Below are 16,157 nucleotides of genomic sequence, written 5' to 3' on the forward strand. Positions count from 1 at the left end.
GCGAGTATGCCCATAGGCCCGCGCCCCCGGCGTCCGGTTTCTCCCGAAAGGGATCGAGACCGGGTCCGGCTAAGCCTCAACAGGGCTGCCCACCGGACGCTGGCGGAAAACGACCGCGCGGAGCGRTCGGCTTCGTCGAAACGGTAATAACTTAAAGAACTCCGGACGATGTCCGGCGCTCCGCGTCCCTTTCCATCAGCTCAGCGAGAGATCGCGTGAGGCGGCGAACACTTGCCCCCACCTGACCGCTTCGCGGTCTGTCGCGGCGAGGGGGCAGAGCGCTCTTCCTCCTCTGGGGGAAGACGACCGCGAAGCGGTCCGTAGCGGGCAAGGGCGTGAGCCGCGACGTCCTAGGCCTCCCGTCCGCACCTCTAACTTATCGTTGTTCCCTTAGGTTCGAACAGACGTTTGCATCCCGCCCCGGCCTGTGCTTTCTCGTGGGGAAACGTGCTCGGCCAGCGAAGCGCGACCATAGACCGGGAGAGTAACGATGACCCAGGCCGCCACCGCGCCCAACGCCGCGCCGACCCCCGCCGCCATCCCCTGGCCCGCCATGTCGGTCAAGCAGGCCTACGCCCTGATCACCGCCCCGGGCTCGCCCGGCGAGATGGAGGAGATCGAGATTCGCGGCGTTCCGACCCGGGTCTGGAAGCACTGCCCACCCACCCTGCGCGACACCCTGCTGATCGGCCGCACCCATGGCGACAAGATTTTCCTGGTCCATGACGACGAGCGGGTCAGCTTCGAGGCCTTCTATCGCGCCGTGACCGTGTTCGCCGCCGAGCTGGCGGCGGCGGGGGTGAAGAAGGGCGACCGGGTCGCCCTGATCATGCGCAACCTGCCCGAATGGCCGGTGGCCTTCTATGCCGGCCTGTCGCTGGGCGCGATCCTGACCCCGCTGAACGCCTGGTGGACCGGCCAGGAGCTGGAATACGGCCTGGTCGACAGCGGCGCCTCGGTGGCGGTGATGGACGTCGAGCGCTTTGAACGCCTGGCCGAGCACCTGCACAACTGCCCCGACCTCAAGCGCGTCTATGTCAGCCGTTCCAAGGAGGAGATCGCCCATCCCTACGTCAAGCGGCTGGAGGGCGTGATCGGCTGTCCCAACGACTGGATCAAGCTGGACGAAAAACCGCTGCCGACCGTCGACCTGGGCCCCGAGGACGACGCGACGATCTTCTACACCTCCGGCACGACGGGCAAGCCGAAGGGGGCGCTGGGCACCCATCGCAACGTCAACAGCAACATCTTCGCCACCGGCGCGGCGACGGCCCGGGGCTACCTGCGGCGCGGCGAGGTCCCGCCCCAGCCCGATCCCACCCTGCCGCAGAAGGGCTCGCTGATCTCGGTGCCGTTCTTCCACGCCACCGGCTGCTTCGCGGTGCTGAACCCCTCGCTGTTCGGCGGCGCCAAGCTGGCCATGATCCGCAAGTGGGACCCGGAAAAGGCCATGCAGCTAATCCAGGACGAGAAGCTGACCCAGATGGGCGGCGTGCCCACCATCGCCTGGCAGATCATCGAGCATCCCAGCCGTCCCAACTACGACCTGTCGTCGCTGGAGACCGTGGCCTATGGCGGCGCGCCCTCGGCGCCCGAGCTGGTGCGCAAGATCAAGGAGATCTGGCCCAAGTCGCTGCCGGGCAACGGCTGGGGCATGACCGAGACCTCGGCCACCGCCACCAGCAACTCGGCCGAGGACTACGAGAACCGTCCCGACAGCTGCGGCCCGGCCGTGCCGGTCACCGACCTGAAGATCATGACCCTGGAGGCGCCGTATCGCGAGCTGCCGATCGGCGAGGTCGGCGAGCTGTGGTGCAAGGGCCCGCAGGTGGTGAAGGGCTACTGGAACAAGCCCGAGGCCACCGCCCAGACCTTCATCGACGGCTGGGTGCGCACCGGCGACCTGGCGCGGCTGGACGAGGAGGGCTTCTGCTACATCATCGACCGGGCCAAGGACATGCTGATCCGCGGCGGCGAGAACATCTACTGCATCGAGGTCGAGAACCTGCTGTACGAGCACCCGGCGATCATGGACGCGGCCCTGGTGGGGATCCCGCACAAGACCCTGGGCGAGGAGCCGGCCGCCGTCGTGACGCTGAAGCCCGGGGCCGAGGCCACCGAGGCCGAGCTGCGGGCCTTCGTCGCCGACCGCCTGGCCGCCTTCAAGGTGCCGGTCAAGGTGCTCTTCTGGCCCGAGACCCTGCCGCGCAACGCCAACGGCAAGATCATGAAGAACGAGCTGAAGAAGGTGTTCATCGAGGGGTAGGGCGGGCGCCGTGCGTCCTTCGGCGCTCGGCTACGCCTCGCCTCTCAGGATGAGGACTTCAGCAAAAGTTTCTCATCCTGAGGCGCTCGCGCAGCGGGCCTCGAAGGACGCAACGCGCTAGCCGACGCTGATCCCCGGCCGCCGCCAGGCCCAGGGCTGGGCCGCTTCCAGTTCATAGGCCAGTTCGAACAGTGTCCGCTCGTCCCCGGCCCGGGCGGCGAACTGCACGCCCACGGGCAGGCCGTCGGCGGTCCAGTGCAGCGGGACGCTCATCGCCGGCGCGCCGGCCACGTTGTGCAGGGTGGTGTAGCCCACATAGGCGTTCAGGCGCTCGGTCAGGTCGGGGATCGAGACGGTCGGCGCCACCCAGCCCAGCGGCGCGGGCGGCTGGCCCAGCACCGGCGAGAGGATCACGTCATGGCGGTCGAACCAGCGGTCATAGGCCTGGGCGTCGGCGTTCAGGCGGGCGACCGACTGCTCCAACCCGCCTTCGGGCAGGCCGCCGAACAGCTCGGCCAGGGCCAGGGTGAACGGCTCCAGCAGGGTCTCGTCGGGCCGGCGACCGATCGCCTGGGCGACGAAATCGACCAGCTCGGCCCCGGCGCTGGCCCAGACGGCCAGGAAGTCCAGGGCGAAGACCGGACCGTTGGTCGGCCACTGGGTCGGCTCGACCTGGTGCCCCAAGGACTCCATCAGCTTGGCCGCGGCCTCGGCGGCGGCGCGAACCTCGGCGTCCGGCTGGACGCCCAGCTGGGTCTCGGTGACCAGCCCGACCCGCAGCCGCCTTTGGCTCGGTCCGGCCACCCGGCCGACGGCGGGCAGGGGACCAGCGGCCTGTTCGGTGGCGGCGAACAGGGCGGCGCTGTCGCGGACGCTGCGCGACACACAGTGCTCGACCGCCAGGTCCACGGCCCGCAGCGGCGGCCGGCTGGGCGGCATCCGGTGGCGCGACGGCTTCAGCCCGAACAGGCCGCAGCAGGCGGCGGGAATGCGGATCGAGCCGCCGCCGTCATTGGCGTGGGCGAACGGAACGATCCCCGCCGCCGTGGCCGCCGCCGCCCCGCCGGACGAGCCGCCGCTGCTGTGGACCGGGTTCCAGGGGTTGCGGGTCGGCGGAAAGGCCACCGGCTCGGTGGTCGGCAGAAAGCCGTATTCCGGCGTGGCCGACTTGCCGATCACCACCAGCCCCGCCCTGTCGAAGGCGTCGCAATAGCCGTCCTGGGTCGCGGCGGGCGGCAGGCCCAGCATGGCCCGCGAACCCGACCGGGTGGGCAGGCCGGCATAGTCGTTGAGGTCCTTGACCAGGAACGGCACGCCGGCGAACGGCGCGCCGCGGTCGCCCTGGCCCTGGTCCAGGCGTTTGGCCTTGTCGATCGCCCGGTCGAAGTCGGCGGTGACCAACACGCCCAGGGCGCCGTCCAGGGCCTCGGCGTCGCGCACGGCCTTTTCGACGACCTCCACGGCGCTGGCCGCCCGGGTTCGGATACGGTCGGCGATCTCGGTGGCGTCGAGCGTCCAGGCGGCCTGGGAAGCGGGCGCGGCGGTCAGGCCATGGCGAGTGTCCATCGGGTTTCCTCGGGCGTCCCGACGTCTCGGGCGCGTCGGTGAACGCCGATCACTGTGAACCGGAAGGCGCGCCGGCCGCAAGTCGTGCTACAGCCCGCCGATGAAACGCAAACGCGCCGACATCCTGCTGGTCGAGTCCGGCCTGTTCGACAGCCGGGCCAAGGCCCGCGCCGCCATCGAGGCCGGGGCGGTCAAGGCCGACGGCAAGCTGGTGACCAAGCCCTCGCAGGAACTGGAGCCGACCGCCGTGCTGGAAGGCGTCGCCGCCTTCCCGTGGGTTGGGCGCGGCGCCCTGAAGCTGGCCCACGCCCTGGAGCTGTGGCCGATCGCCGTCGAAGGCAGGATCGCGCTGGACGTCGGGGCCTCGACTGGCGGCTTCACCGAGGTGCTGCTGTCCAAGGGCGCGGCCAAGGTCTACGCGGTCGACGTCGGTCGCGAGCAGCTGCATCCGCGCATCGCCGCCGACCCGCGCGTGGTCGACCGCTCCGGCGTTGACGCCCGGGTGCTGGACGAAGGCCATCTGGATGAGGCGCCCAGCCTGGTGGTCAGCGACGTCAGCTTCATCTCGGTGGAGAAGTGTCTGCCCGTGGCCCTGGACCTGGCCGCGGCGGGCGCCGACCTGGTCAGCCTGATCAAGCCGCAGTTCGAGGCCGGTCGCGACCGGGTGGGCAAGGGCGGACTGGTCAAGGATCCGGCGATCATCGCCGACTGCATCGCCTCGGTTTCAGCCTTCGTCGAGGCGGCCGGCTGGACGGTCAGAGGCCTTGCCCCCAGCCCGATCGCCGGCGGCGATGGCCAGGTCGAGCACCTGCTGTGGGCGGTGAAGGATCAAGGCTGATCAATCGAGCTTCGGAAGCGAAACCTCGTCCTTCGACAAGCTCAGGATGAGGTTTTCTACGGCTACGATTGGAGCATTGGTCCTCATCCTGAGCCTGTCTAAGGACGACGGCCATTCGCTAGCCAGCCTTAGGCCAAAGGAAAGCCGCCGGCGCGAACGCCGGCGGCTCCCATTTGGTTCGACTGAAACCTCGGATCGCCTAGTCGACGACCTGGTAGCGGCCCGAGGCGTCGGGGCAGACGCGGACGAAGCGCTTCTGGGTGCGGCCGTCGGGCAGGTAGATCGGGCTTTCGGCCAAGGTGCAGCCGTTGGCGTCGGCGCGGCTGTCGGTCACGCTGTAGGAGCGTTCGGACTCGTAGGTGTAGCCGTCGCGACGATCGCCATAGCGGCTGTCCTCGTAACGCCCGGCATAGCCGCGATCCTCGTAGCCGCGGTCATAGCTGTTGTCATAGGGCTGGTTGTAGGCGCCCTGGTTGTAGGACGGGGGAGGCGGCGGCGGCGGGGCGGCGCCCGGCGAGCAGGCCGCCGAGTTGCGGCCGATGGCCGAACCGGCGATCGCGCCGAGCACGCCGCCGAGCACGGCGCCTTCGGTGCGGGCGCCCTTGGCGGCCACGCCGCTGCCGATGGCGGCGCCGATGCCGGCCCCGGCCAGGCCGCCGCCCGTGCCGCGCTGCGTCGTGCTGCGGCGGCAGGGATCGTAATAGTAGCCGTTATTGTCATAAGCGCCGCCACCGCCGTAGGCGCCGGCGTTGCCATAGGCGCCATAGGCCTGGGCCGAGGCCATCGTCGGGGCCAGCGCGCCGGCGAGGGCGGCCGCGGCGGCGACGCCGAGAACGGTCTTGAACATCATGAGAAACTCCTCCGACCGGGGCCGCCGAGAGTCGGACCCGCCTTAACGTCTAAATTGCCAAGCCTTTGATGAATGGCTGTTGAGCGACCCGTTCATCTTCGTTCACGCGCATTCGCTCCGAATAGGCTATGGGAGCGTCCGAAATCTTGTCCGTGTCGATCGTGGCGCGGGCATGGCGGGCGCCGTCCCGAACATCATAACAGAAATGGCGCGGACCGGTGAAGGTTCCGCCTGTCGAATTGGACTGTCCATGCGTGAACTGAGGATCCAGGCGGTCGGCGCCCAGGGCGACGGCATCGCCGAGGGCTCTTTCGTCCCCCTGACCCTGCCGGGCGAGCGGATCACCGCCGAGATGACCGGCGCTCGCGGCGAACTGGTCGAGGTGCTGGAGCCCAGCCCCGACCGCGTCCTGCCGCCATGCCCGCACTTCGGCGTCTGCGGCGGCTGCGCCTTCCAGCACTGGGACGCCGCGCCCTATCTGGAGTGGAAGCGCGAGCAGGTGCGGTTCCAGCTGGCCCGCGAGGGACTGGAAACCGAGGTCTTGCCGACCTTCGCCTCGCCGCCGGCCTCGCGCCGTCGCGTGGCGCTGCACGCCCGGGGCGGCAAGGGCGGCGCCCGACTGGGCTTCAAGGAGCGCCGGTCGTGGAACCTGGCCCGGATCGAGACCTGCCCGGTGTCAAACCCCAAGCTGGTCGCGGCCTTTCCGGCCTTGGCCCGGCTGGCCGCGCCGTTCCTGGAACATCCCAAGTCGGCCCCGACGCTGCACGTGACCCTGACCGCCACGGGGCTGGACATCGACGTCACCGGCGTCGAGGCCAAGAGCGGCGGGCTGTCGGCCGACGCCAGGGTCCGCGCCGCCATGATCGCCGGCGAGCACGACTTCGCCCGGGTCACCATGGCCGGCGAGATGATCTACATGGCCCGCCAGCCGATGGTGAAGCTGGGTCCGGCCGTGGTCGCCCTGCCGGCCGGGAGCTTTCTCCAAGCCGTGCCCCAGGCCGAGAAGGCCATGGTCGAGTTCGCGGTCGAGGCGGCCCGGGGCGCGTCGCGGATCGTCGACCTGTTCAGCGGCGTGGGCACCTTCACCTTCCGGCTGGCCGAGGTGGGCAGCGTCCACGCCGCCGACAGCTCGGCGCCCGCCATCGCCGCCCTGAAGGGGGCGCTGGGCACGGCCAACGGGCTGAAGGCGATCACCGCCGAGGCCCGCGATCTGACCCGCCGGCCGGTGCTGTCGACCGAGCTGAACAAGGTCGACGTCGCCGTGCTCGACCCGCCCCGGGCCGGGGCCTTCGAGCAGCATGTCGAGATCGCCAAGTCCAAGGTGGCCCGCGTGGTCGGCGTCTCGTGCAATCCCGCCACCTTCGCCCGCGACGCCAAGGTGCTGACCGACGCCGGTTTCCGCCTGGAGCGGGTCTTGCCGGTGGACCAGTTCCTGTGGTCGCCCCATATTGAGCTGGTCGGCGTGTTTTCGCGATAGGACGGCTTGGACCGTCCGGGAGACGGTCATGGACGAGCGATCCGCCAAGTCCGGCGAGCCCCGGGAGGCCGTTCCCAAGGGCCGTGGGGCGTTCGCCCTGGACGGCGCCAGCCAGCGGGCGCGAGCGGCGATCAAGGCCGCCTGGTGGACCGCCGCTGGCGGCGTGACGCGGGCCCTGGCCCAGCCGACGCGGGGCGAGGCCAAGGTCCGGTTCGAACCGCAGGGGCCGCCGGTCTCGGCCGCCCGGTTGCGCAGGGCCTATCTGGCCGCCTTCGACAAGGACGCCGCCGACGTCGCCGCCGGCCTCTATCCGCCGGCCCAGGACGGACTGGGCGACCCGGCCGAGGCCTTTCGCCAGGCGCTGGACGTCATCGCCGACGCCCGCGCCGTCGACCAGCGCCGCCGCCGGGGCGACGGGGTCGAGGTGCGCGAGGAGCCCGGCACCGAGGCCTATCCCAACTACTATCGGCAGAACTTCCACTACCAGTCGGGCGGCTGGTTCACCGACGCCAGCGCGCGTCGGTACGAGGCCCAGGTCGAGGCGTTGTTCTCTGGCGCGGCCGGAGCCATGCGGCGGCGGGCCCTGTCGCTGCTTGCCCGCCATTGGCGCGGCCAGGACCAGCGCGGGCTGAAGGTGGTCGACCTGGCCTGCGGCTCCGGCGCGTTCCTGGCCGATCTCGCCACGGCCTTTCCCCGCGCCGCCATCGCGGGCCTCGACCTGTCGCGGGCCTATCTGGCCGCCGCGCGCAGCCGCTCGGGCCGGGGCGGGGTTCAGGCCAACGCCGAGCGTCTGCCATTCGCCGACGCCAGCCTGGACGCGGTCACCTGCGTCTACCTGTTCCACGAGCTGCCGCCGCGGGTGCGTCCCGTGGTGGCCGCCGAGATCGCCCGGGTGCTCAAGCCCGGCGGCGTGCTGGCCTTCGCCGATTCGGTCCAGCCGATCGACGAGCCCGACCTGTCGCGGCTGCTGGAGGCGTTCCCGGCCTATTTCCACGAGCCCTATTATTCGACCTACGCTCAGGCGGACCTGCCGGCCCTGTTCGGCGCGGCGGGCCTAAGCGTGGCCGGGCAGGACCAGGCCTTCCTGACCAAGGCGCTGCTGCTCGAGAAACCCTGGTGATCAACAGCTTGATGGCCATTGCCTAGGGCGGCGGGCTCCTGTATTCGAACCGACCTCTTCGCCGACGCAGCTTGCGTTGACCCGGATGGCCCGGTGGCGGAGTGGTGACGCAGCGGATTGCAAATCCGTGCACCCCGGTTCGATTCCGGGCCGGGCCTCCACCTTCCTCCCTCCTGTGACTTATCCCTTCAGCAAGGCCCTCAACTGGCCCAGGCCGCGCTCAGGCGGGCCGCCATAGCCGATCGGCTCGACGAACCGGCCCTGGGCGTCGAACAGGTAGATCGCCGAGGAATGGTCCAGCGTGTAGCCGCCGCCGTCCGTCGCCACCTTCTGGTAGTAGACGCGATAGGCCTTGGCGGTCTTGGCGATGTTCTCCGGCGTGCCGGTGAAGCCCTGGATGCGGCGGTCGAAGTTGGACAGGTAGAGCTTCAGCTGTTCGGGGGTGTCGCGCTCGGGATCGACCGAGACGAAGACCACGTTCAGCTTGTCGGCCTCCGGTCCCAGCGCCTTCAGCCAGGCGGTCATCTCGGCCATGGTGGTCGGGCAGACCTCGGGGCAGTAGGTGAAGCCGAAGAAGATCGCCGTGGGCTTGCCCAGCAGCGTCTTCTCGGTGACCGGCCGTCCGTTCATGTCGACCAGCTGGAACGGACCGCCGATCTGGACCGTCGAGCTTTGGCTGGCGTGCTCGGCGGGCTTGTCGCAGGCGGCGAGGGGGGCGCAGACCAGGATCGCGGCGAGGGCGGCGGCTTTCCACGAGGTCATCAGTGGCCTCCCATAGGCATGCTCATGGCCGGCGTCGGCGCGGTCTTGACCGGCGCGGTCACGGTAACGGGCGGCGCGGACTTGAAGCGCAGGGTCAGGGCGACCTTGGCGCCGGGCGTCAGGGCGATCTTCGGCCCGATCAGCATCAGGTGCTCGGCCCCGGGCTTGAGGGCGACGGGCTTGCCGGCCGGCAGGGCGACGCCGTCGGCCAGCTGGCGCATGCGCATCACCCCGCCGTCCATCGACATGGTGTGGATCTCGGCGCGGCCGGCCGCGGCGGTCTCGACGGCGACCAGGCGATCGTCGACGCTGGCGGCCAGGGTCAGGTAGCAGCCGCCGGCCAGGGCGCCCTTGGGCGCGGCCCGGCACCAGGCGTCCGTGACCTTGACGGCTGGCGAAGCAGCGGCGGCGAGCGAGGGAACCGCCAGGGCGGTGACGGCGAGGGTAGCGAGGAAGGGCTTCATGATCAAACTTCCGTCTTGAGGCGCGCGGTCGGGATCAGCCGGCGCAGGGCGATGTCGAGGGTCAGCACCGCCAGAAGCGAGGCGCCGACGAGCGGGTAGAGAAGGGCGAGGGGGACGACGACCAGGGCCAGGCCACCATAGGCGCGGCGGTCGGCCGGAGCCGGCGGCGCGGCCAGTCGTCCCCTCGGCCGGCGCTTCCACCACATGACCACGGCCGACAGTCCCAGCAGCCAGACGGCGACGCACCCGGCCAGCATGACCAGCTTGTTGGCCAGGCCGAACTGCTGGCCCTGGTGGACGGCGACGCCCCACTCGATGGCCTTGGCCGCGGGTCCGAAGTCGGCGTAGCCGATGTCGGCCAGGGGCCTTCCGGTCAGTCCGTCCAGATAGAGGGTCCGGGTGCTCTCGATCCGATCGGGCATGAAGGCCGCCGACCAGGCCTTGCCCGGAGCTTTGGGCAGGGACAGCGCATAGGGCCTGGGCAGGCCGGCGGCGTCGACCCTGGCGACGATGTCGTCGACGCCGAGCGGCGCCATGGCGTGGTCCATGTCCTGCATGCCGTCCATGCCGTCCATGGTCTTGCCCTGCAGCGCCCAGGGCACGGCTTCGGCGTTGACCGCATGATGTCCGCCGCCGGTCGGCGGCGTGGGGCGGCCGAGGCCCGCCTCGGTGGTGATCTTGCGGACCTCCTGGCCCCAGAAGGCCGACCACGGCATGCCGGTGGCCGCCAGGAAGACGATCACCGCGCCGGCGAACAGGCCGGTCACCGCATGGAGGTCGCGCCAGAACACCCGCTTTCGGGGCGGACCGCGCACCGTGACCACGCCGCCTGACTGGCCGCGCGGCCACCACAGGAAGACGCCGGTGGCGACCAGGACGATGGCCCAGCCGGCGACGACCTCGACCAGCCAGTTGGCGACGGTTCCGAACAGGTCGAGGCTGTGCAGGCGCTTGATCGTCCCCATCACCCCGCCCTGGGGCGTCGAGCCCAGCAGGCGGGCGTCGTGCGGATCGACATAGGCGCTGAGCGTCTCGCCGCCGGGCCGCTGGACCAGCATCTGCACGGACCGGTCGGGCCGGGCCGGCGGGACCAGTTGCAGGACCTTGCCGCCCAGGCCGCGTTCGGCGCTGGCGATCCAGGCCGAGGGCGGCGCATGGGCGGCGCTTTGCGGCGCGACCAGCAGCCGGCGGTAGAGCACCTCGCTGATCTCGGTCTTGAACAGGTAGAGGCCGCCGGTCAGGGCCATCAGCATCAGGACCGGCAGCACCAGCAGGCCGGCATAGAAGTGCCAGCGCCAGAAGGCGCGGTAGACCTGGCCGGCGGGGCGTTCCGAGGGGGCGGGATGGGTCATGGCGGTCAGAACGACACGGTGACGCCGCCGAACACCGAGCGGCCGTCGCCGGGCCAGACGGCGGCCGTGGCCGGGGTCCAGGTCGTGGCGGCCTGGACGTTGGAGACATAGGCCTTGTCGGCCAGGTTCCGGGCGTCGAGGAACAGCGAGACCCTGTCGTTCAGCGTCCAGCCGGCGTTGAGATTGAGGATCGCGTAGGACGGGGCGGCCTTGGTGTTCCGGTAGTCGATCCACTGGTCGGAGGCCGACCATTCCACCGACGGGGCCACGAACCACCCCCGGGCGTCGTCGTAGCGCAGCTCGGCGCGGTAGAAAGTCTTTGGCACGATCGGCAGGCGGTTGTCGCCGTACTGGGTGTCGCCGTCGAAGCGGAAGTCCGACAGGGTCCAGGTCTGGCGCAGCCGCCAGCGCGGGGCCAGCTTCCAGTCCAGCGCCGCCTCGACCCCCTGGTGGATGGTCCTGTCGGCGTTGAAGGTCGCGGCCGGGTGCTGGCTATCGACCGCGAACTGCAGCAGCTCGTGCTGGAGGTGGGCGCGATAGAGCGTCACGTCGTAGGTGAATGGTCCGCGATGGCCGCGCGCCCCGACCTCGCCCGTCCAGGCCTCCTGGGCCTGCACCGGGGCGAAGCCGACATTGTTCGGCGACAGGGCGCCGAAGTTCGGCGGCTCGACCGAGCGGGTGATGTTGGCGAAAAGCTGCGAGCCGTCGTCGCCTTGCCACAGCACGCCGACGCGCGGCGAGACCCAGGCGTAGTCCTTGCCGGCGGCCAGGTTGAAGGTCGTGGCCACGCCGGGGACGGCGAAGCTGCGGTAGTCGCGCTTGGCGGTCCCCCAGGTCAGACCGCCGACCAGGGCCAGATGCGGCGTGGCGAACACCCGGCCCTCGGCGAAGACATCGGCCGCCTTGGCGTTCTGCAGGGACAGCGACTGCAGGGCGCCGCGAGCCCCCCTGAGGTTGGTGTAGAAGGCCGAATCCAGGTCGCCTTGACGATACCAGGCGCCCAGATAGGCGTCGGCCTTGAGGCCGCCCAGCACGCCCTCCCAGTCCAGCCGGCCGAAGGCGCCGTAGTTGCGGCTCTGCTGGTCAATGACCTGGAAGATCGGGTGGTCCAGGTCCTTCCACACTGCATAGACCGCGCCCTCGAACACGGTGTGGTCGTCCAGCCGCCAGGCGGTGCGCAGCGAGCCGCGCAGGCCGCGCTGGTTGCGGCCCTGGTCGTTGGCGGCGCTGGCGGCGGCCGTCTGGCGTGGATTGGCGGCGAACTGGGCCAGGGTCAGCGAGCCGGGAATCTCCTGGTTGATGTTGGAGCCATTGACGACGAAGCGCACCTCGCGATCTTCGCCGAAGCTGCGGCCGATGTTCAGCGACCCGAACTGGATGTTCTGCTGGCTCTGCGAGCGCCAGCCCTGGCCGGTCTGGTTGGTGGCGGCGGCGTAGACGTCCCAATCGCCGGACTGGCGGGCCACGGCCACATGCTCGCGCAGCAGGCCATAGGAGCCGCCGTCGAGGCGGACCTGCTCGTCGAATCCGGCGTTCCGGCCCGTGGGCGTGACCATGTTGATCGCCCCGCCCAGCAGGGCGCCGCCGAAGCGCAGGGCGTTGCCGCCGCGATAGACCTCGGTGAAGCGGGTGTTCAGCGGGTCGGCGACCTGGCTGTCGCCATAGCCGTCGGCCTCGTTCAGCGGCACGCCGTCCTGGGCCAGCAGCAGGCCGCGATTGTGGCTGGCGTTGCCGATGCCCGAGCCGCGGATCGAGATGCGGACGTCGCCGCCCCACTTGCGCTGGGCGTAGACGCCGGGCGCGTCGCGCAGCATGTCGTCCAGCGCCAGGGCCTGGCGGCTGGCGTAGGACTCCTGGGAGATCACCGTGACGCCGCCGGGGGTTTCGGACAGGCGCCGACGGGCGGCGGCGACCACGGGCGGGTCCTCCGGGGCGGGACGGGCGGTGACGATGACGGAACTGACCTCGCGGGCGGACGGGGCGTCGTCCGGCGCGGCCAGGGCGATGGCGGGCAGGGCGAGAAGGGCGGCCGTGGAGGCCAGCAGGAAAGGCTTCATCGGATCTGGATCCTTCGGCGCGCGACGGGCGCGGCCGGAGCAGGCTGAACGGAGTGCGAGGACGCAACGCGCGAAGGCGGCCGCCGGACATCGTCCGGACGGCGCAGGCGCGTGCAGGCCGGCCGCCGCAGCGGCCGGGCGCTAGATCAGCAGGCTGGGCGGACCTCGGGCCGGCAAGGGCGGCGCGGCCAGGCCGCGGCCCGGAACGGGGTCCACGGCGCGCGCCAGGGCCATGGGCCGATAGGCGACGAACTCGACCTTGGCCACCGCCAGCGTGCTGGGCGGCGGCGCCGTCGCGCCATGGCTGGCGAACGGGCAGGGGGCGTCGTGGCCCGGCTTGTCGGCGGGCGACTTGTCGTGAGGGTCCAGGGCGTCGCCCGGTTGGACGACCAGCGGGCCCTGGCCCGTGCAGAGCACCAGGGCGAACGGCAGGCCGTTCCTCGGCTCGGCCTGGGTCATGAAGCCCGCCGGGACCATGACCTTCAGGGCGAGCGCCAGGATCGCGAGCGCCAGGAAGGCGCCGCGTGTCCAGGTCCGGCCAAGGCTTGGCGAGCGGGTCACGTCCGGGCTTTATCCCAAGCGGTCGGGCAAGGCTACTAGGGGCTGACCCTGACCATCACCACGCCGTGCGAGGCGACCGGCGCGGCGAACCGCCCCGTCATCTTGCCCAGTGTCTTCTTGGACCACAGGTCGCGGACCTGGGCCCGGAGGCTGGCCGGGTAGCCCAGCTCCGTCCAGTCCACGGCGATGGTCTGGGTCGCTGCGCCGCGATTGAACAGGATGACCGCCCGGCTTCCGTCCGCCAGCGGCTTGGACCAGACCTCCAGGTCCCCGTCGTCGCGGACGCGGCGGCCCTGCACGCCCAGCGGATCCTGGTTCACGGCGATCACGTCGGTGTTCAGCAGGATGGCGCGGGTGGCCTCGTCCATGTTGGCGATGTCGTTGCCGGCGATCAGCGGGGCGGCCATCAGCGCCCAGAGGCTGAAGTGCGAGCGGTACTCGGTGTCGGTCAGGCCGCCGTTGCCGACCTCCAGCATGTCCGGATCGTTCCAGTGGCCGGGGGCGGCGAAGGAATGGAGCGGTTCGTTGAGATCGACGATGGGCAGGACCCCCAGCGCGTAGTCGTGCTTGCCGTCCCACTTGTCGGTGATGTCGCCGGTCGTGCGCCACAGGTTGCCGACCTTGTCGGCCCACAGCCAGGGCTTGGCCGTGCCCCACTCGCACATCGAAAAGACAATGTCGCGGCCGGTCTCGCGCAAGGCGTCGGCCATCAGGGTGTAGGCTTCCTCGGCGTTGCGCGTGCCGGTCGAGCACCAGTCGTACTTCAGATAGTCCACGCCCCAGTCGGCATAGGTCTTGGCGTCCTGGAACTCGTGTCCCTGGCTGCCGGGGCGGCCGCCGCAGGTCAGCCGCCCGGCGTCCGAATAGATGCCGAACTTCAAGCCCTTGGCGTGCACATAATCGGACAGCGCCTTGATGCCGCTGGGAAAGCGCTTAGCGTCGTAGGTGATGAAGCCGCCGGCGTCGCGCGGACCATGCCAGCAGTCGTCGATCACCACGTATTGGTAGCCGGCCGCCTTCATGCCGTTGCCGGCCATGGCGTCGGCCATGCGGCGGACGGTCTGCTCATCGATGTTGCAGGCGAATTTGTTCCAGCTGTTCCAGCCCATCGGCGGCGTCTTGGCCAGGCCGTTGGCGACCCGGGGCGGGTCCTTGTCGGCGGCCGAGGCCAGGGTCGGCGAAGCCAGGGTCAGGACGACGGCGGCCAGCAGGGCGATATGGCGTTCAGGCGACCGGGGCATCAGCTCTTCTTTTCTGGCTGTCGGCGGGGAAGCGCGCAAGCACGCTGGCGTGGGTCGGCATGCGGTCGGCGGCCTGCCGGCAGGCGACCCGCATATGATGCAGGCGCTCGGCCAGCAGGCGCTCGTCCATCAGGTCGGCCAGCGGGTCGTAGCCCTCCGGCTCCCCCGCCTGTCCCATCATGATCGCCAGCCAGTTCGGCTCCTGGAAGATGGTCTGGTTGGGGAAGATCGTCGCGCCGCGGGTGCGGAACAGCTCCATCTTTTCGCGCAGCGAGTCGGGTACGGCCATATGGCGCAGGCGGTCCCAGAGCGGTTCGCCGACCCGACGGTTGGCGTGGTAGTGATAGATCAGGAAATCCCGGATCTGCTCCATCTCGTCGCCCAGGATCCGGTTGTAGATCCCCGCGGCGGCTGGATCGTCCTTGGCGCGCGGGAAGCTGCCGGCCAGCTTGATCAGGCCATGCTGGATCAGGTGGATGGACGTCGATTCCAGCGGCTCCAGGAACCCGCTGGACAGGCCGATGGCCGCGCAGTTCTTGACGCGGGACCGGGTGCGCCGGCCCGTGGCGAACCGCAGGAAGCGCGGGTCGGCCAGGGCCTTGTTTTCGGGATGCTCGCGCGCCAGGCTGGCCAGCAGGACGTCGGCGGCCTCATCGTCGCCGATGTGGTCGCTGACATAGACATAGCCGTTGCCGGTGCGGTGCTGCAGCGGGATGCGCCAACGCCAGCCGGCCTTGTCGGCGATGGCGCGGGTATAGGGAATGGGATCCTCGTAGCGCGCCGACGGCACGGCTACGGCGCGATCGGCCGGCAGGAACTGCGACCAGTCGTCGTAGCCGACCTTCAGCGCCTCGCCGATCAGCAGGCTCCGGAAGCCCGAGCAGTCGATGAAGAAGTCGCCCGCCAGGATCTCGCCGTCGTCCAGCGCGAGGGAGGCGATCGTGCCGTCCAGGGGATCGAGGTTCACGCCCCGGATGGTCCGCTCCAGCCGTTGTACGCCGCGCCCCTCGGCCACCTCGCGCAGGAGCTTGGCGTAGAGCGAGGCGTCGAAATGATAGGCGTGGGCCATGGCCGCGCGCGGATCGCGGGGATCCTCCGCGCGCCAGTCGAACCGTCCGGCCTTGGCCGCCAGGTCGCTGAGCGAGAACTCGAAAAGCTCGGCCTTGTAGCCCCGCTGGCGCGCCCGCAGCCAATAGGCGTGGAACGACACGCCATCCATCGGCGTGCCGTAGTTGCCGAACGGATGCATGTACCGTCCGGCCGGATCGCCCCAGCCGACGAACTCGATCCCCAGCTTGAACGAGCCCTCGGTGGCCGTCAGCATCCGGCCTTCGTCCAGGCCCACCACCTGGTTGAAGAAGGTGATCGGCGGGATGGTCGCCTCGCCGACGCCCACCGTACCGATCTCGGCGGACTCCACCAGGGTGATCCGCATCTGGCGGGGCGTGAAGACCTTGGAGAAGAAGGCGGCCGACATCCATCCGGCCGTGCCGCCGCCGACGATCACCAGATGTGAGATCTTTCCTGGGTTTTCCATGCCGCCTTCTCGTTGCTTTGCAATCGAGCCCCGCCGGCGTGGAGCCGGCGGGGTCGTGATCAAGAG

At 70.4% G+C, this 16,157-nt stretch carries 13 protein-coding genes, 1 tRNA gene and 1 pseudogene; 5 read left to right on the forward strand and 10 right to left on the reverse strand.

Features of this window, described 5'->3' with window-relative positions:
- Nucleotides 1–94 precede the first annotated feature (94 nt).
- Nucleotides 95–196, reverse strand: a pseudogene (locus ASD47_RS28055) (hypothetical protein); the annotation flags it as partial.
- Between the two features lie 294 nt (nt 197–490).
- On the opposite strand from ASD47_RS28055, the gene ASD47_RS00005 reads away from it, so the two are divergent.
- Nucleotides 491–2,266 (forward strand): class I adenylate-forming enzyme family protein, encoded by a 1,776-nt coding sequence (locus ASD47_RS00005; RefSeq protein WP_056749880.1) that lies wholly within the window; start codon nt 491–493, stop codon nt 2,264–2,266.
- A gap of 117 nt (nt 2,267–2,383) precedes the next feature.
- Here the strand turns inward: ASD47_RS00005 and ASD47_RS00010 are convergent, their stop codons facing one another.
- Nucleotides 2,384–3,832: an amidase gene (locus tag ASD47_RS00010; protein ID WP_056749881.1), complete on the reverse strand. Its 1,449-nt coding sequence runs from the start codon at nt 3,830–3,832 to the stop codon at nt 2,384–2,386.
- Between the two features lie 100 nt (nt 3,833–3,932).
- On the opposite strand from ASD47_RS00010, the gene ASD47_RS00015 reads away from it, so the two are divergent.
- The gene (locus tag ASD47_RS00015) at nt 3,933–4,670 is read left to right on the forward strand and encodes a TlyA family RNA methyltransferase (RefSeq protein ID WP_056749883.1); all 738 of its coding nucleotides are present in this window, start codon (nt 3,933–3,935) and stop codon (nt 4,668–4,670) included.
- A 199-nt stretch (nt 4,671–4,869) separates the two neighbouring features.
- Here ASD47_RS00015 and ASD47_RS00020 read toward each other — a convergent pair whose 3' ends face one another.
- Nucleotides 4,870–5,520 carry a hypothetical protein gene (locus ASD47_RS00020; protein ID WP_056749885.1) on the reverse strand — a complete coding sequence of 217 codons (651 nt, stop codon included), beginning with the start codon at nt 5,518–5,520 and terminating at the stop codon, nt 4,870–4,872.
- A 250-nt stretch (nt 5,521–5,770) separates the two neighbouring features.
- Here ASD47_RS00020 and ASD47_RS00025 point away from each other — a divergent pair, with 250 nt between their 5' ends.
- The 3 genes from ASD47_RS00025 to ASD47_RS00035 all read left to right on the forward strand — a co-directional run bounded on the left by ASD47_RS00025 (nt 5,771) and on the right by ASD47_RS00035 (nt 8,278).
- Nucleotides 5,771–6,997 carry a class I SAM-dependent RNA methyltransferase gene (locus ASD47_RS00025; RefSeq protein ID WP_056749888.1) on the forward strand — a complete coding sequence of 409 codons (1,227 nt, stop codon included), beginning with the start codon at nt 5,771–5,773 and terminating at the stop codon, nt 6,995–6,997.
- Between the two features lie 28 nt (nt 6,998–7,025).
- Entirely contained in the window at nt 7,026–8,117 is a 1,092-nt protein-coding gene (locus ASD47_RS28010; RefSeq protein WP_056749890.1) for a class I SAM-dependent methyltransferase, read from the forward strand.
- Nucleotides 8,118–8,204: 87 nt separating this feature from the next.
- A tRNA-Cys gene (locus tag ASD47_RS00035) sits at nt 8,205–8,278 on the forward strand.
- A gap of 19 nt (nt 8,279–8,297) precedes the next feature.
- Here ASD47_RS00035 and ASD47_RS00040 read toward each other — a convergent pair.
- From ASD47_RS00040 to ASD47_RS00070, 7 genes are all read right to left on the reverse strand, one after another.
- Nucleotides 8,298–8,879: an SCO family protein gene (locus ASD47_RS00040; protein WP_056749892.1), complete on the reverse strand. Its 582-nt coding sequence runs from the start codon at nt 8,877–8,879 to the stop codon at nt 8,298–8,300.
- Nucleotides 8,879–9,343, reverse strand: a complete 465-nt coding sequence (locus ASD47_RS00045) for a copper chaperone PCu(A)C (RefSeq protein WP_056749895.1) — start codon at nt 9,341–9,343, stop codon at nt 8,879–8,881. The genes ASD47_RS00040 and ASD47_RS00045 overlap by 1 nt, the downstream gene beginning before the upstream one ends.
- 2 nt (nt 9,344–9,345) lie before the next feature.
- A complete protein-coding gene (locus ASD47_RS00050; RefSeq protein ID WP_308424039.1) occupies nt 9,346–10,695 on the reverse strand; it encodes a PepSY domain-containing protein in 1,350 nt (449 codons plus the stop codon).
- Nucleotides 10,696–10,700: 5 nt separating this feature from the next.
- Nucleotides 10,701–12,752, reverse strand: coding sequence for a TonB-dependent receptor domain-containing protein (locus ASD47_RS00055; protein ID WP_056749897.1), 2,052 nt, complete (start codon nt 12,750–12,752; stop codon nt 10,701–10,703).
- A gap of 141 nt (nt 12,753–12,893) precedes the next feature.
- Nucleotides 12,894–13,313, reverse strand: a complete 420-nt coding sequence (locus tag ASD47_RS00060) for a DUF2946 family protein (RefSeq protein WP_056749899.1) — start codon at nt 13,311–13,313, stop codon at nt 12,894–12,896.
- A 35-nt stretch (nt 13,314–13,348) separates the two neighbouring features.
- The gene (locus ASD47_RS00065; RefSeq protein ID WP_056749900.1) at nt 13,349–14,554 is read right to left on the reverse strand and encodes a glycoside hydrolase family 27 protein; all 1,206 of its coding nucleotides are present in this window, start codon (nt 14,552–14,554) and stop codon (nt 13,349–13,351) included.
- The gene (locus ASD47_RS00070) at nt 14,538–16,091 is read right to left on the reverse strand and encodes a tryptophan halogenase family protein (protein WP_056749902.1); all 1,554 of its coding nucleotides are present in this window, start codon (nt 16,089–16,091) and stop codon (nt 14,538–14,540) included. Before ASD47_RS00070 ends, ASD47_RS00065 begins: the two co-directional genes overlap by 17 nt.
- Nucleotides 16,092–16,157 lie beyond the last annotated feature (66 nt).

It is taken from the genome of Caulobacter sp. Root1472 (assembly GCF_001426985.1).
Lineage (GTDB): Bacteria > Pseudomonadota > Alphaproteobacteria > Caulobacterales > Caulobacteraceae > Caulobacter > Caulobacter rhizosphaerae.